General features: G+C 39.3%; 28 protein-coding genes. 7 read left to right on the plus strand and 21 right to left on the minus strand.

Annotation, left to right across the window (positions count from 1 at the left end; all coding sequences use genetic code 11):
• Nucleotides 1–60: 60 nt before the first annotated feature.
• The 6 genes from G596_RS0111005 to G596_RS0111030 all read right to left on the minus strand — a co-directional run bounded on the left by G596_RS0111005 (nt 61) and on the right by G596_RS0111030 (nt 5,307).
• Nucleotides 61–423: an HNH endonuclease signature motif containing protein gene (locus tag G596_RS0111005; RefSeq protein ID WP_022761901.1), complete on the minus strand. Its 363-nt coding sequence runs from the start codon at nt 421–423 to the stop codon at nt 61–63.
• 115 nt (nt 424–538) lie between these two features.
• Nucleotides 539–949 (minus strand): DUF1492 domain-containing protein, encoded by a 411-nt coding sequence (locus G596_RS0111010; RefSeq protein WP_022761902.1) that lies wholly within the window; start codon nt 947–949, stop codon nt 539–541.
• Nucleotides 946–1,179 carry a hypothetical protein gene (locus tag G596_RS0111015; protein WP_022761903.1) on the minus strand — a complete coding sequence of 78 codons (234 nt, stop codon included), beginning with the start codon at nt 1,177–1,179 and terminating at the stop codon, nt 946–948. Before G596_RS0111015 ends, G596_RS0111010 begins: the two co-directional genes overlap by 4 nt.
• Nucleotides 1,163–2,548: a DEAD/DEAH box helicase gene (locus tag G596_RS0111020; RefSeq protein ID WP_022761904.1), complete on the minus strand. Its 1,386-nt coding sequence runs from the start codon at nt 2,546–2,548 to the stop codon at nt 1,163–1,165. The genes G596_RS0111015 and G596_RS0111020 overlap by 17 nt, the downstream gene beginning before the upstream one ends.
• Nucleotides 2,529–2,807: a VRR-NUC domain-containing protein gene (locus tag G596_RS0111025; RefSeq protein WP_022761905.1), complete on the minus strand. Its 279-nt coding sequence runs from the start codon at nt 2,805–2,807 to the stop codon at nt 2,529–2,531. Before G596_RS0111025 ends, G596_RS0111020 begins: the two co-directional genes overlap by 20 nt.
• Nucleotides 2,808–3,015: 208 nt before the next feature.
• Nucleotides 3,016–5,307 (minus strand): phage/plasmid primase, P4 family, encoded by a 2,292-nt coding sequence (locus G596_RS0111030; protein WP_022761906.1) that lies wholly within the window; start codon nt 5,305–5,307, stop codon nt 3,016–3,018.
• Between the two features lie 238 nt (nt 5,308–5,545).
• Here G596_RS0111030 and G596_RS24820 point away from each other — a divergent pair, with 238 nt between their 5' ends.
• The 5 genes from G596_RS24820 to G596_RS0111055 all read left to right on the plus strand — a co-directional run bounded on the left by G596_RS24820 (nt 5,546) and on the right by G596_RS0111055 (nt 9,824).
• Nucleotides 5,546–5,716, plus strand: coding sequence for a hypothetical protein (locus G596_RS24820; RefSeq protein ID WP_155829248.1), 171 nt, complete (start codon nt 5,546–5,548; stop codon nt 5,714–5,716).
• On the plus strand, nt 5,682–6,065 hold the full coding sequence (locus G596_RS0111040; protein ID WP_155829250.1) for a hypothetical protein: 384 nt from the start codon (nt 5,682–5,684) through the stop codon (nt 6,063–6,065). The genes G596_RS24820 and G596_RS0111040 overlap by 35 nt, the downstream gene beginning before the upstream one ends.
• The gene (locus tag G596_RS0111045) at nt 6,058–7,179 is read left to right on the plus strand and encodes a DUF2800 domain-containing protein (protein WP_022761909.1); all 1,122 of its coding nucleotides are present in this window, start codon (nt 6,058–6,060) and stop codon (nt 7,177–7,179) included. The genes G596_RS0111040 and G596_RS0111045 overlap by 8 nt, the downstream gene beginning before the upstream one ends.
• Before the next feature lie 14 nt (nt 7,180–7,193).
• Nucleotides 7,194–7,757 carry a DUF2815 family protein gene (locus G596_RS0111050; RefSeq protein WP_022761910.1) on the plus strand — a complete coding sequence of 188 codons (564 nt, stop codon included), beginning with the start codon at nt 7,194–7,196 and terminating at the stop codon, nt 7,755–7,757.
• A 66-nt stretch (nt 7,758–7,823) separates the two neighbouring features.
• Nucleotides 7,824–9,824 carry a DNA polymerase gene (locus G596_RS0111055; protein WP_022761911.1) on the plus strand — a complete coding sequence of 667 codons (2,001 nt, stop codon included), beginning with the start codon at nt 7,824–7,826 and terminating at the stop codon, nt 9,822–9,824.
• Nucleotides 9,825–9,868: 44 nt separating this feature from the next.
• Here G596_RS0111055 and G596_RS0111060 read toward each other — a convergent pair whose 3' ends face one another.
• The 10 genes from G596_RS0111060 to G596_RS0111105 form a co-directional block, all read right to left on the minus strand.
• Nucleotides 9,869–10,561 (minus strand): hypothetical protein, encoded by a 693-nt coding sequence (locus tag G596_RS0111060; protein ID WP_022761912.1) that lies wholly within the window; start codon nt 10,559–10,561, stop codon nt 9,869–9,871.
• 364 nt (nt 10,562–10,925) lie between these two features.
• Nucleotides 10,926–11,087, minus strand: a complete 162-nt coding sequence (locus G596_RS24825; RefSeq protein WP_022761913.1) for a hypothetical protein — start codon at nt 11,085–11,087, stop codon at nt 10,926–10,928.
• Between the two features lie 425 nt (nt 11,088–11,512).
• Nucleotides 11,513–12,796: a hypothetical protein gene (locus tag G596_RS0111070; RefSeq protein WP_022761914.1), complete on the minus strand. Its 1,284-nt coding sequence runs from the start codon at nt 12,794–12,796 to the stop codon at nt 11,513–11,515.
• Nucleotides 12,797–13,057: 261 nt separating this feature from the next.
• Entirely contained in the window at nt 13,058–13,837 is a 780-nt protein-coding gene (locus tag G596_RS0111075; RefSeq protein ID WP_022761915.1) for a DNA-methyltransferase, read from the minus strand.
• A 2-nt stretch (nt 13,838–13,839) separates the two neighbouring features.
• Nucleotides 13,840–14,667, minus strand: a complete 828-nt coding sequence (locus tag G596_RS0111080) for a DNA adenine methylase (protein WP_022761916.1) — start codon at nt 14,665–14,667, stop codon at nt 13,840–13,842.
• A gap of 59 nt (nt 14,668–14,726) precedes the next feature.
• On the minus strand, nt 14,727–15,266 hold the full coding sequence (locus G596_RS0111085) for a hypothetical protein (RefSeq protein WP_022761917.1): 540 nt from the start codon (nt 15,264–15,266) through the stop codon (nt 14,727–14,729).
• A gap of 13 nt (nt 15,267–15,279) precedes the next feature.
• A complete protein-coding gene (locus G596_RS0111090; protein WP_022761918.1) occupies nt 15,280–15,801 on the minus strand; it encodes a PD-(D/E)XK nuclease superfamily protein in 522 nt (173 codons plus the stop codon).
• A 2-nt stretch (nt 15,802–15,803) separates the two neighbouring features.
• Complete coding sequence (locus G596_RS0111095; RefSeq protein WP_022761919.1) at nt 15,804–16,292, minus strand: DUF7004 family protein; 489 nt, start codon at nt 16,290–16,292, stop codon at nt 15,804–15,806.
• Nucleotides 16,293–16,346: 54 nt separating this feature from the next.
• Nucleotides 16,347–17,000, minus strand: a complete 654-nt coding sequence (locus tag G596_RS0111100; RefSeq protein WP_022761920.1) for a MutH/Sau3AI family endonuclease — start codon at nt 16,998–17,000, stop codon at nt 16,347–16,349.
• 238 nt (nt 17,001–17,238) lie between these two features.
• Nucleotides 17,239–17,418, minus strand: a complete 180-nt coding sequence (locus G596_RS0111105) for a hypothetical protein (RefSeq protein ID WP_022761921.1) — start codon at nt 17,416–17,418, stop codon at nt 17,239–17,241.
• Between the two features lie 258 nt (nt 17,419–17,676).
• On the opposite strand from G596_RS0111105, the gene G596_RS0111110 reads away from it, so the two are divergent.
• Complete coding sequence (locus G596_RS0111110; RefSeq protein WP_022761922.1) at nt 17,677–18,453, plus strand: hypothetical protein; 777 nt, start codon at nt 17,677–17,679, stop codon at nt 18,451–18,453.
• Nucleotides 18,454–18,459: 6 nt separating this feature from the next.
• Nucleotides 18,460–18,879, plus strand: coding sequence for a hypothetical protein (locus G596_RS0111115; protein ID WP_022761923.1), 420 nt, complete (start codon nt 18,460–18,462; stop codon nt 18,877–18,879).
• Between the two features lie 190 nt (nt 18,880–19,069).
• Here G596_RS0111115 and G596_RS0111120 read toward each other — a convergent pair whose 3' ends face one another.
• From G596_RS0111120 to G596_RS0111140, 5 genes are all read right to left on the minus strand, one after another.
• Complete coding sequence (locus G596_RS0111120; RefSeq protein WP_155829252.1) at nt 19,070–19,684, minus strand: hypothetical protein; 615 nt, start codon at nt 19,682–19,684, stop codon at nt 19,070–19,072.
• 94 nt (nt 19,685–19,778) lie between these two features.
• Nucleotides 19,779–19,973 carry a hypothetical protein gene (locus G596_RS0111125; RefSeq protein ID WP_022761925.1) on the minus strand — a complete coding sequence of 65 codons (195 nt, stop codon included), beginning with the start codon at nt 19,971–19,973 and terminating at the stop codon, nt 19,779–19,781.
• A 9-nt stretch (nt 19,974–19,982) separates the two neighbouring features.
• Entirely contained in the window at nt 19,983–21,332 is a 1,350-nt protein-coding gene (locus G596_RS23830; protein ID WP_022761926.1) for an exonuclease domain-containing protein, read from the minus strand.
• Nucleotides 21,333–21,605: 273 nt separating this feature from the next.
• Complete coding sequence (gene rlmD, locus G596_RS0111135; RefSeq protein WP_022761927.1) at nt 21,606–23,015, minus strand: 23S rRNA (uracil(1939)-C(5))-methyltransferase RlmD; 1,410 nt, start codon at nt 23,013–23,015, stop codon at nt 21,606–21,608.
• On the minus strand, nt 23,012–23,275 hold the full coding sequence (locus tag G596_RS0111140; RefSeq protein ID WP_022761928.1) for a hypothetical protein: 264 nt from the start codon (nt 23,273–23,275) through the stop codon (nt 23,012–23,014). The genes rlmD and G596_RS0111140 overlap by 4 nt, the downstream gene beginning before the upstream one ends.
• Nucleotides 23,276–23,375 lie beyond the last annotated feature (100 nt).

Genomic DNA, 23,375 nt, shown 5'->3' on the forward strand with positions numbered 1-23,375 from the left:
TGAGGGTCCGGCCCGGTCTCCGAGGGGATCTCAAAATGAGATTTAGACCGCCCCTCCCCATCAGTATTTGTACTCAGGACACTTATCTTCAGTCCATGTTTTTTGGTCATGATGTTTTTTACAAAGCGGCTGCCAGTTGCTCTCATCCCAGAAAAGTTCTTTGTCACCTCGGTGCGGTGTAATATGATCCACAACCGTTGCCCTTGTAAAAACACCTTCCTTCTTACATTCCTTGCAGAAGAAGTTCTCTGGTCTGTCCAGGAACCTTCTTCGTGCCCTCTGCCATCTACTTCCGTAGCCACGCTGCGCTGCACTCTTCCTGTCACTGTTCGGGTGCATCTTTATATGATCATCACAGTACTTCCCATCACAAAGGTTAGGACAACCAGGGTGCATGCATGGGTGCTTTGGTTTGTACGGCATTGCTTCCTCCACGTAAAAAGCCCCAGAGGTGTTGTCCTCTGAGGCTCTTATCATTTTTTCCACTTTAACTATATCATAATGTCTTACTGTCTTTTTATGGTATTTACTGTCATGTTTATGCTGCGGGTAATTTAACAGCTTTAAGTGCTCTTCTGTGAAGGCGAAATACGTGATCAATGCTGTAATTCATTTCAACAGCAATCTCCTCCCAGCGCATTGATGAAAGATACCGAAGTTCCAATAAAACTCTGTATTCATCATTGGATACGGTATCAATAATCTCCTTTGTCTCACGCTTAACCTGTATAAGTTTTTTCATATCATTATCAAGCTCTTCCTGATATTCATGCATCTTAATGACAGTACTTTCCATCTTGTGATTATCCTTGGATGTCTGAACCTTTATTGGACTAAGAGCTGCTGATACCTTTGTGGCCAAGGTCTCAAGCTCAGCTATCTGCATTGCTTTACTTCGGATCCTCATATCCAAGTAATAAGCCCTCGACAAGTATTCTTTTGTAGTCATACACACTCCTCCGCATCTAATCTTTTTATAAGCTGCTCCCCATCAACAGTTGTAAGAACACCGAACCACTCAGACCTAAAGAACCTAAGACATTGACTCTTTTCATATTGGGCATTCGTGTTCTTTGAAGCTTTCTTCAACTGCTTACAGGCTTTTCTGTAATCGCTTACTGCAAGCAGGATTACGGCATTCGCTAAATCCAGAAAAGCCTTATCATTTATCTCCTTCATGCTTTCCCCCAATCCTGGCTTTTACAGCATCTATCAGTTTGTTTTGAGTCATCTCCTTATGTTCCAAAGCCTCCATGATATCCTCATCGATTGTTCCTTCACAGCAAATGTGCTGCACGATTACTGTGCCTTCTGTCTGTCCTTGCCTCCAAAGACGAGCTACCGTCTGCTGATAGAGCTCCAAGGACCAGGTAAGGCCAAACCATATAAGGATATTTGAGCCCTGTTGAATATTGAGACCATGTCCTGCTGACGCGGGATGAATCAAGGCCACAGGTATCTTTCCGGCATTAAAATCAGCTATACTCTTGTCGCTATCAATCTTTTGGAAAGGTACCTTGATCTGCTGCAGCCTTTTACAGATTCTGTCATAGTCATGCTTGTACCAGTACGCTACAAGGACCGGCTTTCCATTTGCTGCTTCGATCAGGTCCTCCAAAGCATCAAGTTTTGCATCATGAAGGTGAAATAATCCCTGATCATCTGTGTAGACAGCACCATTTGCCATCTGGCAGAGCTTCCCTGAAAGAGCTGCTGCATTTGCTGCAGTGATCTCACCATTCTTTTCGCTATCAGGAATTATGTAATCCTCCTGAAAGCTGTCGTACAAAGCTCTCTCATAAGGTGTCATTTTTACCGGATACCTTACAGATACAAGCTCAGGCATCTTAAGGTGGTCCTTGGCCTTCATTGAAATTGTGATATCAGATATCCTCTCGTAGATAAGTCCTTCTGAATCCGGGAGCGGGATCCACTCATAAACAACCTGGCCATTGCATCTCCCGGGCCTGAAATACATAGTTCTGTACTGAGTGATAAATCTTCCGAGGCGCTTTCCCATATCAAGGCATCTGTATTCTGAAAACAAGTCCATCAGGCCATTGCTGGAAGGTGTACCGGTAAGGCCAACAACTCTCTTGACCTTAGGTCTTACATACATGAAGGCTCTAACACGCTTAGCGCTTCCATTTTTGTAACTACTAAGCTCATCAAGAACTACCATGTCATAGTCAAAGACGGTATCTGACTTTTCGATAAGCCACTGCAGGTTCTCACGGTTTGTGATGTAAATATCCGCTTTTGTTTTTATGGCTCTCATCCTCTCAGCAGGAGATCCAATAATCTTGCTGTAAGTTAGGTGGCTGAAGTTCTCCCACTTCTCGATTTCTGAACTCCAGGTATTTCTTGCTACTCTAAGAGGTGCGACTATCAGAACTTTCTTTACTTCTTCATCTGCGATAAGCTGTGATACTGCATCCAAGGTAATTGCTGTCTTTCCAAGTCCCATATCAAGAAGAATGGCTGATATAGGATTGTTAACAATAAACTCAGTCGCATAAGACTGGTAATCATGTGGTTTGTATCTCATCAAGAATTCCTCCGATTTGCTCTGTATTGTCTAAAACAAACACTTTTTGTCCTAAGTTCTTTAATTTCTGATGCCTACTAACCTGAAGCTTTCTTGGCTTACGGCCTGGTGCCTTAACTTCCACCATCCCAAACTTCCCATCAGGTAGAAAAACAAGGCGGTCCGGAGCGCCATTCCAACCAGACGCCCACTTTACACAAATGCCACCACGCTTTTTGACATCAGTTATTAGCTGCTTTTCAACTTCTTTTTCACGCATGCCAGACCTCCCATCAAAAAATTGAATAATGTAGGTCATGAACCTCTATTCGTAAACCTCTCTATATGCTTTTTTTTGACTTAAAAATCCCTATATAGGGACTTTTTACACAAGAGGTACATGACCTACATAAATGGCTTAAATAAGGCATTCTTAAAAATGAAAAAAGTTTAGGTAATTACCTACACGACCTTCATTCAAGAAATACTCAAATGAAATCATTTCCTTCTTTGAGCTTCACGCCCTGCACAACAACACCTTGTGTCTTTCTGTGTCTTAAAAATCCAAGCTTGTCCATAGACGAATAAAAATCACTTGTAGACCTTGTGTACTCACCGGTTGTAATGCAATAAGCCCTGTACTGCTGATAAAGGGCTCCGGACTTCTCTTCGTAGTCCTTCCCGATCTCACAGCAGTCATTGAGGAACTGCCCCAGCCAGTCATTATCCTGTCTGTATCTCTCAACAGCCTCTTTAACACAGGCGGGCTCTTCGACTTTGAATCCACAATCGATTGCCTTCTTAGCACCTTCGAGGATCCATGTCATGATGGCCGGACCCGCATTTTCAAATAGGTAGTCCGCATAATTTTTGATGTCACTGTTTCCTACGATATGAGCATTAAAGGGAATGACCTTAAGCCTTCTCCAGATACCATCATCATTGGCTCCCACCTTTGGCAGGTGGTTGGTATATAGCACCAACGTATGACTAGGAGTGAACTTGAACGGTTCCTTGTACTTCTTTTCCGCGAATATCTCATCAGTTGAGCAAAGCTGCTTTACTACAGCGGTATTAAGCCTCATGCCCTCTTCCATCTCTGATGCAATGATGAGGCGTTTGCCCTTAAGCTCAGCCATCTCAGGCTTTACGTTTCTCTTGCAGCCTGTAGTCAGGGTTTCTGCAGATAGCTTTCCTGAGTAGGTTCCAAGAACTCTCGAGATGGTATTCCAGAAGGTGCTCTTTCCATTCGCACCGCCTCCGTATGCGATGATCATTTGCTCTGCGTAGACTTTTCCGACAACAGCCATACCGACGTTGAGCTGCACATAATTAATGAGCTCCTGGTCGTTACAGAAAATGAGGTCAAGGCACTCTTTCCAAATCTCGGCTCCCCTATCTCCCGGAGCCACTTCGGTCATCTTCGTGATGAGGTCTCTCGGATCATGAGGTTGAACACCTTCAGTACCTTTCCTTACGTCATAGGTAGCAACCGGTGTATTAAGAAGGAACTCGTTCTTGTCCAGGTCAGCGATATCAACTGTCACCATAGGCTTTGCGGTATTAAGACCTGATTGGATGTACTTAAAGTCTCTTCTCTTCATGACGAACTTCAGGTATGCCTGAGCTGCAAGAAATCTAAAAAAGGCAGCCATTGTTTTCGTATCTACACACTTTTCCAGCGTCTTTCCTCCGGCATCAACTGCTTCCTTAGATATGCCAAGATCAATTAGCGCCTGTTTTGATTCCTCGACCTCATCCCTTGCATCCTGAAGCTGCAGATCAAGAAACTCCTCCATAGCTCCAACAGCAAGCTGCTTATTCTCAACCCACAGATCTCCATCAAATCTCATGTAATCGGTGGCATTTGAGAATATGAGCTCATTCCCGTACTCCCTAACCAGTACCTTCGCCTCGCCAATGTCGGAATAGTCATCCGGTTTAAGAGCTGCTCCACCTGCAAAGTCGTTGTTAAACTCCTCTGGTGGTACATACCCTTCCTGGGACTGAACCTTCTTAGCAAACTTGCATGCGCTGTTCCAGATAGTGGATAGCTCCTCATCTTCGAGAGGCGGAATACACTTCTTGGCCCTCTCAAGGAATAACTCATGAGCTTTTTCCGACGCTCCGAATCTTGTGACAAGCCTTCCTGCATAGCGAGACATTGTTCTGTTCCTGCTACCTTCTGTAATGGTTCCATCCGGTTCACATTCTTGCTCTTCCTGATGCTCTTCCTGATGCTCTATATTCTCGACAGTTATAAAGTCATCAATCTGAGCCCAGCCTTCATTCCAAGTAATCTCGTCCTCATCAACATCAGCTCCAAAGATGAAGCGTGCTGCATCCAAAGCGTTGTCATCAAAGAACGGATACTTCTTATGAATGGCTTCTTTCATGCCAGCATAGGTATCAGCATCTTTTACTTCCTTAATAGGGAAGTAAATGTGAAATCTTGGTCTGGCAGTTTTGTTTCCTTTGGGAAGCATGTTGTGCCTACTTGGCACAGCAGCAAAATCGATATCTGCAAGGGATTCTTCTAATGAACTTGGCGTAATCCAGTCACTCGGATTCTCTGAATTGTCATTATCACAGTCCATTACAATGACATCTGACGCGATGAAGTTGGTATTGCTCCTGCGACTACCAGTAAATTCCCCACAGACATGATCCTTAGAAACTGCTTCCTTAAGGATCTCTCCTGAGCTAACTACGACCTTATTTGGATAAGAGACGTTGCTCTTATTCCCGGTGCAGTCAGCCAAAAACAGTTTAAAAATCATATGGTCCTCCTTTGTAAAAGATAGAGGCCTTAAGCCCCTCCATCTGTTAGGTATCCGAGTTGACCCATTTTCCGGTTTTTCAAATTTTTTCTTGAAATATTTTTCTTTCTTCCTAATAAAGGGAGATTCGCCTCAAAAAAAATTTGTAAAAAAGATTTCCCAAAAACCGGAAAAACACCCTACAGCGATACCTAACTGTTAGGAACGCAAATAAAACTTCCTAGAAAGTGAGGAGAAAATGATGCTTACAACAAGCGAAAACACAAGTCCTTCTAAAGACGAAGAGCTGGTCGATGTTCTTATGGCAATCAGCGTCATCGCCAAGTGGCTTGCAAAGAAACTGCAAAATTCATTGAAAACCAAAGGAGAAAAAAATGAGCAAACAGAAACCAACAGAAGAATTGATTAAGGCACTAATTGCCTGCAGTGAGAACCTCATTGTAGTAGCAGAAAGCTTAAAAGCTTATGCCGAGGTTCCAGAGACAAAGGAAAAAGAAACTACCAATGAACAGCCTGAACCTGAAAAGGAAGTAACCGCTGCTCCTTCTGAAACACTAACGAAGCCGGAAGTAAAGGTTCCTACATTTGAAGAGGTACGAAAGACGCTGGCAGGCATATCCAGTCAGGACGATGGTAAGTACAAATCACAGATAAAGGACCTTGTTGGTAAATACTCATCAACAGGAACCCTTAAAGGTGTACCGGAAGAATCCTACGCAGCACTTGTTGCTGAAGCGGAGGCAATAATAAATGCCTGATAAGCACGCAGTACTATCCGCTTCATCCAGCCACAGGTGGCTCGAGTGTCCGCCTTCAGCTATGGAATGCGCAAAGATTCCTGATACTACTTCCGTCTATGCTCTGGAAGGAACCGATGCACATACCTTATGTGAGTACAAGGTACTAAAAGCAATAGGAAAAAAAGCTGAGGATCCAAGAGAAAACCTTGAATACTTCAATAATGAAATGGACTACCACTCCGATAGCTATGCTTCATACGTAATGGAGCAGCTTGAGGAGGCAAAGAAGCTTTGCAATGACCCGATTATCATGCTGGAGCAACACCTGGACTTTTCAAAGTGGGTTCCTGAAGGCTTCGGTACCGGCGACTGTGTAATAGTTGCAGACGATGTTCTTCAGATCATCGATTTTAAATATGGTATGGGCATTGAAGTTTCAGCGGTGAGAAACCCGCAGATGATGTTATATGCGCTTGGCGCTCTGGAAGTCTTTGATGGGATTTATGACATCAAGCAAGTTTATATGACCATCTTTCAGCCAAGGCGCGATAACGTTAACACCTACATTCTTACAAAGGATGAGCTCCTTAAGTGGGCTAACGATATACTCCTTCCTGCAGCGAAACTGGCTAGCGAAGGAAAAGGTGAATACAAAGCCGGCGATCACTGCCGCTTCTGCAAAATTAAGAACACCTGCAGAAAAAGAGCTGAGTATAACCTAGAAATGGCAAAGTATGATTTTCAGATGCCATCAAAGCTCAGCAATGATGAGATATCAATAATTCTTTCCAGAATAGACGAGCTTGTAGCTTGGGCCGGCGATATAAAAGCCTATGCTCTTCAGCAGGCACTCTCCGGTGTGAAATTTAACGGCTTCAAAGTAGTAGAGGGCAAATCCAATCGAAGGTATGTAGATGAGGCCAAGGTAGCCTCTATTGTAGAAAATGCTGGTTATGACCCTTACGAAAAGAAGCTTGTTGGAATCACAGCTATGACCGTTCTTCTTGGAAAAAAGAAGTTCAATGAACTACTTGGCGACCTCATTGAGAAGCCAGCCGGAAAGCCAACCCTAGTAAATGACGCAGATAAGCGTCCAGAGCTAAACACAGCAAATGAAGATTTCAAAGAATAATGGAGGAAAAAATTATGCCAAAGATCATGAATGCAACTAAAGTTATCACAGGCCCCAGCACCCGATGGAGCTACGCTAATGTCTGGGATCCCAAGTCAATCAACGGAGGCAGCCCAAAGTACAGTGTGAGCCTCATCATTCCCAAGTCAGACACAGCAACTATCGAGAAGATCAAGGCCGCAATTCAGGCAGCTTACGAGGAAGGCGAGTCAAAGCTTAAAGGTAACGGTAAAACTGTACCACCCCTTACTGCTATCAAGAATCCTCTTCGCGATGGTGATGTAGAAAGACCCGATGATGCAGCTTATGCTGACAGCTACTTCATCAACGCAAACTCAGCATCAGCCCCCGGTATCGTAGATGCAGATAGACAGCCAATTATCGATCGCTCAGAAGTTTATAGCGGCGTTTATGGTAGAGCTTCTATTAACCTCTACGCATTCAACTCCAACGGCAACAAGGGTATCGCCTGCGGCCTTAACAATCTCCAGAAGATTAAAGATGGTGTTCCACTTGGAGGCAAAGCATCAGCAGAAAGCGATTTTGCTACAGATGACGAGGACGATTTCCTGTCTTAATCTTTTCTCCTTTTTCAGGGTGGTCGGGTGATCTGGCCACCCACTTTTATTTCGAGGTGATAATCAATGACAAAACCAGATTCAATTAAAACAATCAGCATCGACCTTGAGACATACTCAGATGTCAATATTAAGAAATGCGGCGTATACAAATATGCTGACTCTGAAAGCTTTGATATTTTGCTCTTCTCCTATTCTTTAAATGGTAGCGACGTGGAAGTCATCGACCTAGCCCAAGGAGAAGAACTCCCAGAATGGCTTATAGATGCTATCGTATCCGAGGATGTAATAAAATGGGCTTTCAATGCTACATTCGAAAGGGTCTGCCTTAGTAAGTACATAAGAACACACTACCCTGATCACTTTATAGGATATGGAATTCCTGAGGATACTACAGGTAATTACCTCGATCCTTCATCATGGCGCTGCAGCATGATATGGGCTGCCACTTTAGGACTCCCCTTATCTCTTGAAGGTGTAGGCGCGGTCCTTGGACTAGAACAACAGAAAATGAAAGAAGGTAAAGCCCTAATAAAGTACTTCTGCTGCCCCTGTGCTCCCACTAAGGTCAATGGCGGAAGAACAAGAAATCTACCCTGTCATGATAAGGGAAAATGGAATACCTTCAAAAGTTACAATATCCGAGATGTCGTTGTTGAACAGGAAATACAAAAGAGGCTGTCAGGATATCCGGTACCTGATTCAGTTTGGGAAGAATATCACCGGGATCAGGAAATAAATGATAGAGGCATCTTACTCGATATGACTGTAGTGCAAAACGCTATCAAGTTTGATGCATTCAGCAAGGCTGCTCTTATCGCTACTATGAAGGATAAAACTGAGCTTGAGAATCCAAACTCAGTACAACAGATGAAGGATTGGCTCTCTTCAAAGGGTATAGAAACTGGGTCCTTGGATAAGAAAGCTATTGTTGATCTCATAAAAACAGTTCCTACCGATGTTGCCGATGTTCTTACTCTCCGGCAGCAGCTTGCAAAGAGCTCCGTCAAAAAATATCAGGCCATGGAAGCTGCCGCATGCAGTGACAAAAGGGCACGAGGCATGTTCCAGTTCTACGGTGCAAACCGTACCGGCAGGTGGGCAGGCCGCATTATACAGTTACAAAACCTTCCTCAGAATCATTTAGAGGATCTTGATGAAGCCAGGGCTGTCCTTAAAAGCGGCGACTATGAACTCATGAATATGCTTTATGATAATATCCCGGATATATTATCCCAGTTAATCAGAACTGCTTTTGTTGCAAAGCCGGGATATAAGTTTGTTGTAAGTGACTTTTCTGCTATTGAAGCAAGGGTTCTGGCCTTCCTAGCAGGTGAACAGTGGCGTATTGATGTATTTGCCAGAGGCGAGGACATCTACTGTGCTTCTGCATCAGCAATGTTTCATGTTCCCGTTGTTAAGCATGGTAAAAATGGTCATCTTAGACAAAAAGGCAAAATTGCTGAGCTGGCGCTTGGCTACGGTGGCTCAAAGGGTGCTCTCATCAGCATGGGTGCCTTGGATATGGGACTTTCAGAAGATGAATTGCAGCCCCTTGTAGATGCTTGGAGAGCTTCAAATCCGAATGTCGTACAGCTTTGGTGGGATGTCGATGCGGCGGTAAAAACTGCAATTAAGCGAAGAACCAGAACTCAATCGCATGGGATCCTCTTTGAGTACAAAAGCGGCATGTTATTTATAACGCTCCCCTCCGGAAGAAAGCTGTCTTATGTAAAGCCTAGGATGGGAATTAATCAGTTTGGTAGTGAATCTCCTACCTATGAAGGTGTAGGCAGTGATAAGAAATGGACACGCCTGGAAAGCTATGGTCCGAAGTTCGTAGAGAACATCGTCCAAGGCATCAGCCGCGATATTCTCTGCAATTCCATGAGAACATTGTCACATTGCTTCATAGTCGGCCATGTGCACGATGAGCTTATAATCGAATGCCGGGAAGATGCCTCTCTCGAAGCTATCTGTGAGCAAATGGGTAGGCCCCCGGAATGGCTCCCAGGAATAAAACTCAGAGCTGATGGCTACGAAACACAATTTTATAAAAAAGACTAAAAAATTTCACCTCCGGGCTGTTATGCTCAGAGGTGATTATCATATTATGCAAAAAAATCTAACAAGTGATCCAACGCAGCTTCTGCTGCTTCTTTATAATAATCAGTATTTTTTGTTCTGTTGGAATGAATATTCTCAAGGTCAATTTTTTCTAAGCCTTTACTATATAGGTATTCAGCTTCTTTTCTTATAACATTAGCACACTCATGTCCTAACTTCATCATATCCATGAATTCTTTTCCATTAACACCATTCATTATAAGTAAAAGCGCATAGGCATGCTTTGGTGATGCCTCAAGAAGCTTGTTAAAGTACTCTCCAAACATCTCTGTTGCCTTTGCCGCAAGTACCTTATCCTCAACAAATGCTTCCACACTATTCAGAGGATCCGGAACATCGTCCTCATATTGACCCTTGGTAAAATCATATGGTGTCTCTCCGGCCTTACAATATTTCCCATTGTCCTCATTCTGAACAAAATTGAGCTGCGACCTTGCAAAAGACGCTTGCTCCTCCGGTACAGCAACAAGAACAACTTTTCTTGTGCTCTTTCCTGCTGTAAACCACTTAATGCTATCAGGATTAGTCACATTAGCTTTAATAAAGTCTTCTCCTAAAACCATAGGCATAAGAACCTCTCCCGGTTTTAATGGTCTTCCATCATAATTTCTAAGTTCCTTGCCTGCCGTAACCTTTACGTCGTTGTCTTCAGTTTCGATTGTTACATTGATTTTCATTAGATTGGCGCTCCTTGTCATTCGTGGAATCACTGACAAGGGGAACCCGCTAAGTAGACGACACTTTTGGTCCAAAAAAAGCACGCAAAATAAGAGGTCAGGTGAAAAACCAATCTCAAGCAGATACCACTGGCACCTGTATAAAGATCGATATTTACGCATTCCCCTTGCTTGCATGCTCAACTAGATCGCAAGTGTGATTCGGTTATTTGTTAATGTATTTGAAATCCTTTTATAGATAATTTCATTTGTTAGGTGGTCTTATCGAGTTCAAAATTCACTTCCTTTTTTGCAAAAAAAAAAGAGCTATAAGATATGATTATTCATATCCAATAGCTCCTATAGCTGTATCCGGACTACCAGTTTAATCCGTCGTCAATATCTGTTTTTTAACTTTTAGTATTTTATAGCCTCCCCCGCTAGCCTTTCTGAACTCCAAATCAAACCCCTGATCGGCAAAGTTCTTCATATCTCTGATCATTTTTAAATCCTTTTCATCTTGTGCTCGCATATTACTTTTTTGCATCTTTTTCCTCCTATTTTTCAAGAAAAAGCGGGGCCCACTGAAGGACTCCATTAGAGCAAACCTTATGAACATCCATACTAAAAATAATATGCATAAAGAACATAATAATAATCATTTTGTTTAATTTATTAACAATTTGTGCTATTATTCATGTATAGAAGCCTAAATATCGGTTGGTAGCCATTTTTAGGTTTGCCTTTGCGGAACGTCGCTTCTGCAGGGGCTTTTTCTTTTATTTACTATAATAATTATATATTTTATCTGGCTTATTTACAAATTTTTAATAGTTGATAAATAAAAATTTAATGTTGAAAACACACAATGTATTTCCATAAAACATACGGCATATATCCTATTTCAGAGGATGGAAATATTAAAACTGATTTATAAACAGTTTATAAACTATTTATCAACTGTTGAAGCATTTATAATTCATTCAGCTTTAAAACATCACCGAGTGACAAGTCCACTCCCTGATTTCTTAAAGCAGCCTCATGCTCTCTGTACAAAGTAAAAAACATCCGTTCTCGATCCTTTCTACTACCATGCCTCAATTGTGCGGCACAATTAGGGCAAAGACAAATGCAATTTGCTTCGCTCTTTATTATCTCCAACGGATAACCGCTAAATGAAGGTAGGAGGCACTCAACTGTCATATAAGGCTTTCCCGCTTCATCTATAAACGATGTGTGCTCAGGATCTATCTCGCATTTATTTTTTCTACTCCTTAATACTTTTGCTATTGTTTCTTCGCTAAAAAAATCATTCCCAGTAATCGCTGAAAAAATATCCTTCGTAGTTATATCAGTCTTGCGCTCCTTAATATCTATTCCCTTAGATAAATAAAATACAAGCTCACAATATTTGTCCAACATAATGCTTAAGTCCATGTTGATCGTCTTATCAATATTGTGGTTGATAATATCACTTTTACTGTATATAACGGATTCTATTTCATTTTCGCTCCATTTCATCTTTTCCCAGTAAGAATCGCTGTTTTCAAGCTTATTCCATTCCTGATCCGAATCATTTGCCAAAATAATATTCTTAAACTTTTTCCGTTCTTTAGGGTCAAGATGACCTTCACTATCTCTTAAAAAGAGCCCTACGACGGTCGTGTTACGCTTATCATCTATGAGAAGCTGTATATATGGAGTATATCCATCATAACTCGTAACATTACGATGATATAATACAACAGATATCTCTCCTACAAACTCATCTGAATCACTTGAAGTCATCTCAGCTTCATCATACTTCTCATCTATACATGATTTTGTAACATAATTTGTAGGTTCTACATTCAACGCATCAATGATAGCAAGTGGCATTTCGTAGCTAACGATATCTTGAATAGAATCTACACTCGAAATAGTCCCATCTATCGCATATACTTCTCGAACGCAATCACTTATACATCTAATAGCATCAGAAAGTACATAGCCTCTAATATCATAATTATCTAAAAGAAATATCTCCGGCGTATACCCCACTGCTTTTGCTAATAATTTCAAATCAGTAGCTGAGGGTTTCTGCGTTTTATTCAGGATTTTACTTGTTTTAGATGCAGGCCACCAAGTGAGTCTACAAATATCAGCATTTTTAAGTCCCCTTGCGTCTATCACTTTAATAAGCCTATCAATCACTTCGTCTGAGTGAAGATTTAAATAATTTATTTGTGCTTTATCAAGTAAATTTTCTTTTCTCATTTTATCACCTCATGAAAATAATATATCATATACACACATATAAATCAATTATTTTTTCTTATAAGAAAATATTTTTTCTCCTCTCGTGTAAGTGATGCTGGATAAAGTATAATTTTCAATACAATCAATAAATAATCATTGAATATAATTATGAAGTTGTAACTATGCATTAAACATAGCCTAGAGATAACGATGGCATTACTCTATTTAGCCACTTATTCAGATAAAAAAATAGCTTTCATGTCTTTGAAAGCTACTTTTTTATAATAAATTCAATCTTTTAATTGAAAGTTCTACAAATTCTTTATTATTATCAATGCCTATATACTTTCTATGCAGTTTCTTAGATACGACACCGGTTGTTGAACTTCCACAAAAAGGATCCAGTATAACATCTCCAACATTAGACGCTGCCTCAATTATGTTTTCCAAAAGGTATTCTGGTTTCTGTGTAGGATGTTTTCCCTCCGTCTTTTCTGACTTTGGGGTTAATGGACCAGTCCATACATCCTTCATTTGTTTGCCACCATTTTTATCTTTCATATATTGATAGTTGAAGAGATGATGTGCCTTTTTGTCATCTTTTTGCGCCCACAAAACTGTTTCTGTGCTATGCGTAAAGCATCTGCAGGCTAAGTTTGGTGGCGGATTAGTCTTCTGCCATGTAATATTGTTTATTATCTTGTAGCCTTCCTGTTCTAAAGCCATTCCAATGCTATAAATATTATGTAAAGTACCACTAATCCAAATGCTACCGTTTGGCTTAAGAACCTTCTTGCATTCCCTTATCCACAGACGATTAAATTTGTGCTTTTCATTTACAGAAGCAACTTTATCCCAGTCTCCTTTATTAACAGAAACCATTTTACCTGCATGACATGTTATGCCGTCATTGCTTAAAAAGTACGGTGGGTCTGCAAATATCAGATCCACCGATTCCTTTTTCATCTTTTTTAAAGCAGTGAATGTATCACCTAAAATTAGTGCCTCATTCTCTGTTTCATAATAATAATCAATAGCTCTGGAAAACATTTTTTCCATACTTAAACCTCATAGTTAGTCACTATTACTTCTTTCCCAACACGTTTTTTTGCTACACTATTGATATTTCTACGTACATCAATCTCTTCTATCTTGAATTCAGCATAAAGTTCATGAACCAAAGGAACATTATGATTACTCAACATTACAAGAGCTCCTATAGAATCCAATCTCTTATATAGCTCAGATAACCTAACATGATCCTCATAAGTAAATCCATCTTTAGTATAATCTGTAAAACTAGCTGTCTCACTTACTGGAACATATGGTGAGTCGAAGTACACAAAATCACCGGCTTTAACATCCTGGCAAAGTTCTTCAAAATCTTGGCACCGAATATCAACCTTTGAGTTCTGTAAATAATACCCTATGCTCATAATGTTGGCTTCATCAATCGATTTTCCCGACTGCTTATTATTATATGGCACATTAAAAAGTCCTTTGCTGTTAACTCTATACAGGCCATTAAAACAGTGCTTATTGATCCAAATCATTAGTCCGGCGCATTCAGCATCCAGCTCATGGTTCTTAATCTTTTGATTATACTTTTCTCGCGTCTCAAGATAATAATCTTTATCGCACACTCCAGACTCATCCACATGATTAACCGCTCTGATCACTGCCCTTGGATCATTTTTTAATTGCTCGTATATATTTATAAGTTGTTCATTAATATCACCAATGACTGCTGTCTGCGGTTTCTCATTAAAAAGTAGAGCACCTCCTCCAATAAATGGTTCATAATAGCTACCATATTTATTTGGCATCCTATTATGGAGCTTTTCAAGAAGCTGTGTTTTTCCACCAGCCCATTTTACAAATGGCCCCATTGTTTCTCCTCCAGATTATTTATTTCGCATTACTATATTGCCATTTCACAAGTTTTATATCAAGTATAATCTGGTGGCGGCACAATGCCCCAGGTCATGTTTCTTCCAGAGTAATTCCAATATCGAATATCTTGCTCTATAAACAACCATTTAATCACCTTTACAAGGTGATCCACTGAATAACCACCCGTGAAATTAATCGCAGCAATCTCTTCTTCAGATACATCGTGACACTCATATACTGTTCTTAACAGTTTATAAAGCTGGCTATACATTTGCGCATTTTCTTCACGTTTATCAAGAAGATCCGATTCAAAATCATCATGTTTAGGATAGTTTCTCTTTCTTTCTCCTGCAGCGGCATAGTTTGTGTTTTCAACGCATACCAAAAAATCAAATCCATTATGTAAATTTGCGGGTCTCTGAAGGTATACTCTATTTCCATCTTTCAACTGTTCAACAAAATATATGTACTTTGAAGAGTCTTCCCCTGTACCAGTGCCAGGTTCTTCGGTAGCTAATGCATCCACAACCCGCATACGTACTTCATTTCTAGTACCCTCGTTGGAAAAAAAATGTGTTATCTCGTGCTTTGGCATTTAGCCCCCCTCCTTATAATCCCAAAAAATCCAACGGTATATTATTAAAGAAATAGAAACACCCCATTTTTTTAATGTATTCCAACGTGTCCTTATATCTAGGATCTAAAAACCAGTCATTAAACACATATGCAAACTCAACCGAAAATCCCAAAGGTTCAAATAGCTTAATATACTCCATCCTTTTGAAATGGCATCCCGGTAGTTTCTCATCAACAGACCCCGCGGCATTTTGAAACTTCTTTTCTATAATATAAGCAGTATTGTTCTGATAATTAACAAAACACTCGTCTGGATGCCATTTTTTTGAATTATAGTCGCGATAATCGATACCTTTTTCATCAAGAAATCTTGAATAAATTTTATTCTGAGGCACCGAGGCTCCGATCAATTTATCCTCATCATACACTCTACAATCTCTCACTATGAATCCTGCCTTATTAAGCACATCATCTAGTGATGTCGTTTGTTCAAACCTGAGCCCATTCGCATTTGTTTGTGCCCCACCGCCATGTGTATTGGGTATTCTAGCCATAATTAAAATCCCCTTTCTCTACATAAAGCGTCAATTTCTCTCCAGGGCATTTTCTTCATGAAAACTACTGCATCTGCCACAGGTCTATTATTATACAGAATTTCATAAGCGGCTAATCTCTTAATTCTTCTTCCCAATTTTGTGTTTGGATAATTTTCCTCTGCTGTCATAGCCATATAGAAGGTTGTATATAATTTATCCACAGCCAATGTATCAATAGCCTCGTAGCTTTGTGCAATATTTGTTATTTGTTCTAGTACAGAAGCCTCAATATTCCTTGTTGTTACATCAAATATTGAAACGAAATCAGCATAAACCTTATCTGCTCCATATTTATTTGCCAAATCTTTTAATTCAGCAAAATAATCTCTATCAAATGGCGGTTTTCTCACTCCTTCAGAATTAGTCATATATACACACCAATTATCGAATCCTCCACGGTCGAACTCTAAAAAAGCTCCATCTGAAAACTCTTTAACTAAACGTCCCACAAGACTCTCCTTTCGATACTTTCATTGTATGTAAAAGATTCACGCCACAATACTTTAACCATTCATTCTCTTTATGTCGTAAACAAATTGCTTTTGGAAATAAAAAGCGTGATTTTTATTTGAAACATCTCGCTTATAAATATTTGAGTAAATTGGATGGTATGGCTTAGAATCTTTGCTTCTAACTTGAATGTGCTTTCCATTAGAAGTATGTATATAGCCATCTGCACTTGTTTCAATGTGATGCTTCAGCTGACTACAGATAGAATAGTAATCGCTTCTCCAAATATCTCTTAATTCAGAAAACCTCGATGATGATAAATCAATATTTATACTTGGCAAAAACATCCAGTCTCTTGGATTACCATCCTTACATACAGGAACATATAAAATATTACTTATCTTTTCAAATAAATGAGTTTCTTCAAAAGGTCGCTCTTGAATAAGCTCGTCTATAACACTACTTATTTGAGTAATAAACACTGTCTCCTTCGGGTTTCCGTTTATATCACATTTATTTGTCTTTAACTCTCCATCCTCAAAATCCAAGTTACTACTTGAAAGATGCATTCCCAGTGCAAGCTCTAAAAGCTGTCCGGTCTTTCCTTTGTTGACAATAATCATGTCCATGTCAGACGGCGAGAATAATTCTCCAAATTTTATTCCTGCCAAAGAATTAAATTTGTCACATGCTTCCTGTAATCTCATAAAAACCTCCTTGTTAACAAGAGTTCATATCCAATGAGCAAAATGTCTACTTATTGTTACAAACTCATTTTGTGTACATATAATTAAACAACACAGCCAGTGTATCACACATGCTGTACAATAAATCTCCCACATAAAAAAGGCCCCTAAAATCTGTAATTTAGGTACCTTTCTTACAAATCGACACTCAATCTGTTCCCAGCATTTTATTATATAAGGTTATACCCTAGATCTAGTATCATCTACAATCTTTGCACCATGATTGATTTCTAACTTCCCCATTACCCATTTTCCTGAATCCAAATTCACTTAAAGGTTTTTCTTTACCACATTTGGGGCATATTCGAGTAGGTTCTGAACCATTATAGCCACTTGAATTAACCGTAGTTCTTTGTTTATCATTTCCAAATAGAGCCATAAGAGCACCTTCCTTTCAAACAGTTAGCATATATGCCGTTCATAATACATAATAATTATATCATCTTTATTCTTTTGTTCCACAGAATTATCTCATTATGTTTCAAAATAAAATATGATACCTCGTTGAAAATATCGTATATTGAATCCTTTTTAAATAATTAATGCTTTTTTAATACCAGCATAATACGAAATTTATACCTCTACCTAATAATATCAGTAGCATCATATATAAAAAAATCTTCAAAGGAGAATTCCTATGGGCTTATTAGATATTTTTTCTGATGTAGCTACAGAAATGATATTGCAAGGTCATAAAAATTTAGAAAAAAATGCCAAAAAGTTTGCGAATGATCCTTCCTTTTCTCAAAGTGAACGCGAACGGTACAAAAAAATGGAAGAACAACTTCGTAATAACAGCAAGTCATTATCCGATAACCTAAATACTTTAAATACATTAGCACATGACATTTCTGCATCAGCTGAAAGAAATAGAAAAAAGGAAAATATCGCTAATAATAACAAAGAAAAAGAACAAATTATTTACGATTCATCACCAGATATCCTTGACACATTAAGGGCAGAATTCGCCAAAAATTATATGTCCGTTGATATATTAAAAATCAACAAGAGAATTTATTCAGACTTGGCGGCAATAGCAAACACAACTTGCAGAGTAATCAAAAAAGAAGAATTCATCTCATATGATGAACGCTGGATTAGTAAAGGTGTTATTAGTCATTTAAACCACAATGAAGCTGACTTAAAAGAATTAGGTCTGGTCAAGTATATAAAAGAAAATAAGGTCATACTTATTGAAAGAGCCATGAACAAACATAAAGGAGGAATTCTATACACCATAGAAAGACATATTGGAAAAAAAGCAAACGTAGTTAGCAAGTACTTTACTGATAATATTGATAGAATTTCTGTAGAGATTCTACCAATAAAGCTAGAACCGTATGAGGCTTCGATTATCAGTAAGTTAGAAAAAGAAATGATTGACCACTATAACCCCGAATTATTATTAAGGTGAAAAATTATGAGTAAAGAAATTAGCGAACTATTAATTCCTGATGAATGTGTGATTAACTCATGGCGTATTTTTTCTAGTTTGGACACTCCTAACGATAAAGATGACGAAAAATGTGAGTCCGAAGATGATGCCAGCGATTCTGAGGGTATCTTCATGCAAATTCGCCTGATTTTAACGAATTATAGATTCATATATGAATCTGGTGATTATGTTAATTCCGTTCCTCTAACTAAAATAGATAGAATTATTCATTGTCCCAAAGGCCTAGCAGATGAAGATTGGCTCAGCTATGGTGATGGAAATTATAGTGTGGTTGTAGTCTGCCCGGATGTCGATACTGCATTTTGGTTTGATACTGAAAAACTTAGTTACGATTTCTATAATGAAATTACACGTATAGTATTAGAAGCGCAAAAACAATTATAAAAGTACGCTCTATAAATAAAAAAGCGAGGGTGCACTGATATGATATGAACCCTCGTTTTTTCTTATTTAGCACATGTTTCCCCCTCTCTCAACCTACTTCTCTTTTGTGATTTGAATAGATACTCATTTCTATCGTTAAGCTACATTCGCTTTTTGTCCGCTACAAGAAATGTTTTATTCGCTGATGACTCTATTTATACATAGCATCTGTATCGTTTATTTCATTATATTTTTCAAGAATACTAATAGCTTTCTCGTCGCCTTCCTCCGCACGTTTTTTTACTCTAGGCAATTCATCCCATGCATCTTCGTCGTGAACCTCATTAGGCAATACCCCCTCCGCATCAAGTTCATCTTCATATTTCCATGCATCAGTAATTTCTTTAACGAATATCAAATCTCCATATTTGTCATCATCATTAGGATCCTCATCTAAATAATCCGAATAACCTTTAGATTTATCCTTATCTAATGACAACTTTTTCCCCTCAAAGCAAAATACTAATTTGATTTTGTCTTTGCCCCAATCATCTTCTTTTACTGTATTAACGGTAAGAATCCCATTTTTAAATGACATTTTATGGTTGATAGTTGACCCTCCCGTGTCCTCTATAAAATTACCTGTTGCATTAAAGTCTGTTTCAGGCAACTGTTCTGCAACAAATATACACCAATCAATAAGATATCGTTCAAAATCATCGATACACAGGTTATTACATATTTCTATTTTTTTCCCGTTTATCTTAAAGATCGATGAAATTGGATAGTTCTGACCATTCCCAGACAAGCACTTATCGTATTCCATCGCAGCCTCAATTTGTTCCGTACTCTTACATTTTAAAACAAAGCTTGATTCAACCGACATATAGAACATCCTTCATTTTGCAAATTATGTATAATTACCAAATCCTATATCGTTCTATTGAAATTCCCATCTTTTTAGCAGCATCAATCAGTTCATTCGCAGATGCATGCTTAATATCGAAAGATTCTACTAATGCAGCTCCATAACCACCTGCATAAAAAGCTGATATAGCTTCTCCTTCGATATCTTTACGAAGCCTTTCAATATCGATTTTTGAATAATCATTCATTATCACTCTCTATTGTATAGCCTTTTGTAACTCAAAATAAACTCTGGCATTTACTTCAGCATCGCTCCACGCCCTGTGCACTTCTTTATGCTCAAAACCATAGAGCTCTGCCAAGTACGGTAATGTGATATTCTCCCATCCTTTACGATCTTTAACTCTTTTCGCTAAGACCTTAGTATCAAGATATTTATTTTCTAGCTGTACACCAGCACGCTTCGCCGCTCTAGAAATATGAGGAATGTCACAACTCTTTATGTTATGTCCAACAAGTATTTCCCCACCTATAAATTCCTTAAATTTCTTAATCACTTCATCAACAGATGGCTCGCTAGCTACCATTTCATCAGTAATATGCGTTAATCTTGCAATCCTAGGAACAATCTTTCGTCCCGGATTTGCAAGCATATCAAAGCGATCAACTATTTCACCATTACTAACCTTTACTGCCCCAATCTCAATTATTTCAGACTCAGCATCTCCTTTATTTATGCCAAAAGTACCTGTATGCTCAATGTCGAAGCAAACAAAAGAGGAAAAATCCGGCGTTGTTATTTCTTCCATCGACTTAGGCATTCCATCTTCTATTTCTTCAAATTCCATATCTGACAGAGTTAATTCTGTCATAAGCTGGCGCATCTGCCTATCAGTCCCAAATATTTTCAATACCTTATACCCGACAACAGCATCTTCATCTTCTACACTTTTCAAAGTACTATCTTCACTCTCAGAAGACGCTTCTTGCAGGAATTTGTCTGCTCCATCTAAAGATAGTTTGTCAAAGTAAAACGCCCTTAAAGCTGCCTTCTGGCTCCCACCGACTTTCTCAATAGTCTCGAAAGCATCTGAAGAATCGGTAATAATCTTATCTATATCTGCTTGCCAGTCTTTCTTTTTATAAGTTGTATTGAGCCAGCGCTGATTGAAGAAGCTGTCACTTTCTATCACTTTGTCCGCGTATTCCCCAAGAATACTCGCTTGTTTTCTGGCATATTCCATTATTTCTTGCTCTTTAGCCTTCTTTGCATTCTCCTTTATCAACGTATCAATCGTATTCAGTGGCACCTTAACCATATCAATAAGCTCTTCTAGCTGTTTTTTGACCTCTTCTATAGGCATGGAATAGGCTGTCTCAAGCTCTTTCTTTTTATCGGACAATTTTTTCTTTATAGCTTTTAATTCTTTCAGATCATGCTCTGCCTGCTTCAAATTATCTATGGTATATTCTGTAGTATTGTAAACTGATAGCCCCTTCTCCATATATTGCTTTAATTCAGCAAAGTTATGAAAACTCACCTTCCCAGGGACTTGGTCAGCTTCAACAACTATATTTTCAGCACTAATTATTTCAAATTGCTCCATAACAACTTATCTCCTTTATACCGCTGTTCTACAAATGTTATGCCTTAGATTAATATAACATAGTATACGAATTTCTATTATGAAATTTACATAAACAGCTATCGTTAAACTGTATTCATTTTCAAAATCATGGAGCACCACCGTCTCAACCTTCTCGTAGTTCAATTCCCTTACACTTTCAAAATGGCATAAAAATAACGGTGCCTCTTTGCCTGCTAACACTTTTTAACGTTAGCCACAAAGCGCACCGTTAAGCCACTTACGTTTTTCTATTTAACTGTGTTCAGCTCTTGTCAGCAAAGCCACCGTCTCAACATGATTTGTCCAAGGGAACTGATCTACTGCCACAGCCCTCTGAACATAATAGCCGCCCTCTGCAAGGGTTTCGAGATCCCTGGCGAGGGAAGTAGGTTTGCAGCTTACGTAGATCATGTGCTTTACGCCGTAGTCGATGATCTTTTTAAGTGCCTTGGGATTGATGCCTTCACGGGGAGGATCAAGAATGATGAGATTGGGCTTGTCCACGATATCATCAAGAACTTTAAGCACATCTCCTGCGATAAATTCGCAGTCCAGAAGCTGATTTCTCGCAGCGTTCTCCTTTGCGGCCGCAACAGCTTCTTCAACAATCTCAACACCTATCACCTTATTGGCAATGGGTGCAATTATCTGGGCAATGGTTCCTGTTCCGCAGTATAGATCATAGATGATCTTGTCACCCGGATCCTCCGACATGTTGTCATAAAGTCCGTCGATGTATTCCCTGACAGTGCCATACAGAACCTCTGCACTAAGAGAATTTGTCTGGAAAAATGAGAAGGGTGTAATCCTGAACTTAAGTCCAAGAAGCTCCTCATAAAAGTAGTCCTGTCCATAAAGTACAGTTGTTCCTTCATCAATTATGGCATCTGCCTTGGCATCATTTTTTGTATGAAGAATACCAACGATATGCCCGGAGAGCTCAAGGGTTAAAAGCATCTCCGCGTAATTCATGAGATTGTGGTCTTCCTGTGTCGTCGTCACTATGTCTATCAGGATGTCGCCTGTCTTCTGAGCCTTTCTTACGAGAAGGTGTCGAAGATAACCCTCCTGTTTCATTCTATGATAAAAAGTGATTTTTTCCTGTCTATATAATTCTCCGAAATACGAAAGTGTGGCGCTTAAGATGTTGTTGTAATCATCATCCACAATTCTGCAGCCTGTTACGCTGACAATATCATGCATGCTGTTTCTTTTGTGCATGCCAAGAGTGAGGGGACCACCTATCTCCTCATCTCCAAAAGTAAATTCCATCTTATTTCTGTATGCAAATTTGATGGGGCTTGTTTTTATGCCCTCCCAGGTATAACTCTGAGTCTGCTTCTCCAAAATAGGATTAAGAATATGCCTTACCTGCTGTTCTTTCATGCCAAGTTCTTTGACATAAGGCATGGTAAGATAGCTGCAGCCTCCGCATTTGCCAAAATGTATGCAGGGGCTTTCTATAGCATCAATAGGCTCTTCGAGAACCTCGAGGAGCCTACCTTCTGCTCTGCCATTTCTGTTTTTAATTATCACACATGACACCTTCTGACCGGGAAGTGTGTTCTTAACTATCACTTTTCCCTCAGGTGTCTCCATAATGCCTTTGTTAGGAAATTCAACCCTAACAATTCTGCCCGTTACTATATCTTTTTTCTTCATTTCTCCAAATCCAGATCAACGAAGTCGTCATCAAAGTCGTCGAAATCGTCATCATCATAATCGTAATCATCCTCGTACTCGGGCATCATGTAATTGAATACCAGATAAGCGATTGTTGCTACAGCAGCAATTGCTCCGAAAACTGCAAGACACCATAAAACAATGTTTGATGGCTTCTTAGCGTTTGCAGCTTCTTTTTTCTCTAAAAGCTCATTGATTCTGACTGTTTCAAGAAGTTCTTCGATTCTGTTCTTATCCATTACTTACCCCTTTCCAAGATGTAGTTAGTGGTTAATACCCCTCATCCGGCACTTCGTGCCACCTTCTCCCAGCGGGAGAAGGCATAAAATGTTATATATA

Source organism: Butyrivibrio sp. AD3002, assembly GCF_000420905.1.
Taxonomy (GTDB): Bacteria; Bacillota; Clostridia; order Lachnospirales; family Lachnospiraceae; genus Butyrivibrio.

What these genes read in the sequence shown, in the direction of transcription:
- G596_RS24820 (WP_155829248.1), top strand. Translation starts at nt 5,546, where the DNA reads ATGATGCTTACAACAAGCGAAAACACAAGTCCTTCTAAAGACGAAGAG.
- G596_RS0111115 (WP_022761923.1), top strand. Translation starts at nt 18,460, where the DNA reads ATGAGTAAAGAAATTAGCGAACTATTAATTCCTGATGAATGTGTGATT.
- G596_RS0111105 (WP_022761921.1), bottom strand. Translation starts at nt 17,418, where the DNA reads ATGGCTCTATTTGGAAATGATAAACAAAGAACTACGGTTAATTCAAGT.
- G596_RS0111140 (WP_022761928.1), bottom strand. Translation starts at nt 23,275, where the DNA reads ATGGATAAGAACAGAATCGAAGAACTTCTTGAAACAGTCAGAATCAAT.
- G596_RS0111010 (WP_022761902.1), bottom strand. Translation starts at nt 949, where the DNA reads ATGACTACAAAAGAATACTTGTCGAGGGCTTATTACTTGGATATGAGG.
- rlmD (WP_022761927.1), bottom strand. Translation starts at nt 23,015, where the DNA reads ATGAAGAAAAAAGATATAGTAACGGGCAGAATTGTTAGGGTTGAATTT.
- G596_RS0111015 (WP_022761903.1), bottom strand. Translation starts at nt 1,179, where the DNA reads ATGAAGGAGATAAATGATAAGGCTTTTCTGGATTTAGCGAATGCCGTA.
- G596_RS0111110 (WP_022761922.1), top strand. Translation starts at nt 17,677, where the DNA reads ATGGGCTTATTAGATATTTTTTCTGATGTAGCTACAGAAATGATATTG.
- G596_RS0111060 (WP_022761912.1), bottom strand. Translation starts at nt 10,561, where the DNA reads ATGAAAATCAATGTAACAATCGAAACTGAAGACAACGACGTAAAGGTT.
- G596_RS0111020 (WP_022761904.1), bottom strand. Translation starts at nt 2,548, where the DNA reads ATGAGATACAAACCACATGATTACCAGTCTTATGCGACTGAGTTTATT.
- G596_RS0111005 (WP_022761901.1), bottom strand. Translation starts at nt 423, where the DNA reads ATGCCGTACAAACCAAAGCACCCATGCATGCACCCTGGTTGTCCTAAC.
- G596_RS0111030 (WP_022761906.1), bottom strand. Translation starts at nt 5,307, where the DNA reads ATGATTTTTAAACTGTTTTTGGCTGACTGCACCGGGAATAAGAGCAAC.
- G596_RS0111080 (WP_022761916.1), bottom strand. Translation starts at nt 14,667, where the DNA reads ATGGGGCCATTTGTAAAATGGGCTGGTGGAAAAACACAGCTTCTTGAA.
- G596_RS0111090 (WP_022761918.1), bottom strand. Translation starts at nt 15,801, where the DNA reads ATGGCTAGAATACCCAATACACATGGCGGTGGGGCACAAACAAATGCG.
- G596_RS0111120 (WP_155829252.1), bottom strand. Translation starts at nt 19,684, where the DNA reads ATGGAATACGATAAGTGCTTGTCTGGGAATGGTCAGAACTATCCAATT.
- G596_RS23830 (WP_022761926.1), bottom strand. Translation starts at nt 21,332, where the DNA reads ATGGAGCAATTTGAAATAATTAGTGCTGAAAATATAGTTGTTGAAGCT.
- G596_RS0111050 (WP_022761910.1), top strand. Translation starts at nt 7,194, where the DNA reads ATGCCAAAGATCATGAATGCAACTAAAGTTATCACAGGCCCCAGCACC.
- G596_RS0111100 (WP_022761920.1), bottom strand. Translation starts at nt 17,000, where the DNA reads ATGAGATTACAGGAAGCATGTGACAAATTTAATTCTTTGGCAGGAATA.
- G596_RS0111125 (WP_022761925.1), bottom strand. Translation starts at nt 19,973, where the DNA reads ATGAATGATTATTCAAAAATCGATATTGAAAGGCTTCGTAAAGATATC.
- G596_RS0111070 (WP_022761914.1), bottom strand. Translation starts at nt 12,796, where the DNA reads ATGAGAAAAGAAAATTTACTTGATAAAGCACAAATAAATTATTTAAAT.
- G596_RS0111055 (WP_022761911.1), top strand. Translation starts at nt 7,824, where the DNA reads ATGACAAAACCAGATTCAATTAAAACAATCAGCATCGACCTTGAGACA.
- G596_RS0111040 (WP_155829250.1), top strand. Translation starts at nt 5,682, where the DNA reads ATGAGCAAACAGAAACCAACAGAAGAATTGATTAAGGCACTAATTGCC.
- G596_RS0111045 (WP_022761909.1), top strand. Translation starts at nt 6,058, where the DNA reads ATGCCTGATAAGCACGCAGTACTATCCGCTTCATCCAGCCACAGGTGG.
- G596_RS0111075 (WP_022761915.1), bottom strand. Translation starts at nt 13,837, where the DNA reads ATGGAAAAAATGTTTTCCAGAGCTATTGATTATTATTATGAAACAGAG.
- G596_RS0111025 (WP_022761905.1), bottom strand. Translation starts at nt 2,807, where the DNA reads ATGCGTGAAAAAGAAGTTGAAAAGCAGCTAATAACTGATGTCAAAAAG.
- G596_RS24825 (WP_022761913.1), bottom strand. Translation starts at nt 11,087, where the DNA reads ATGCAAAAAAGTAATATGCGAGCACAAGATGAAAAGGATTTAAAAATG.
- G596_RS0111085 (WP_022761917.1), bottom strand. Translation starts at nt 15,266, where the DNA reads ATGCCAAAGCACGAGATAACACATTTTTTTTCCAACGAGGGTACTAGA.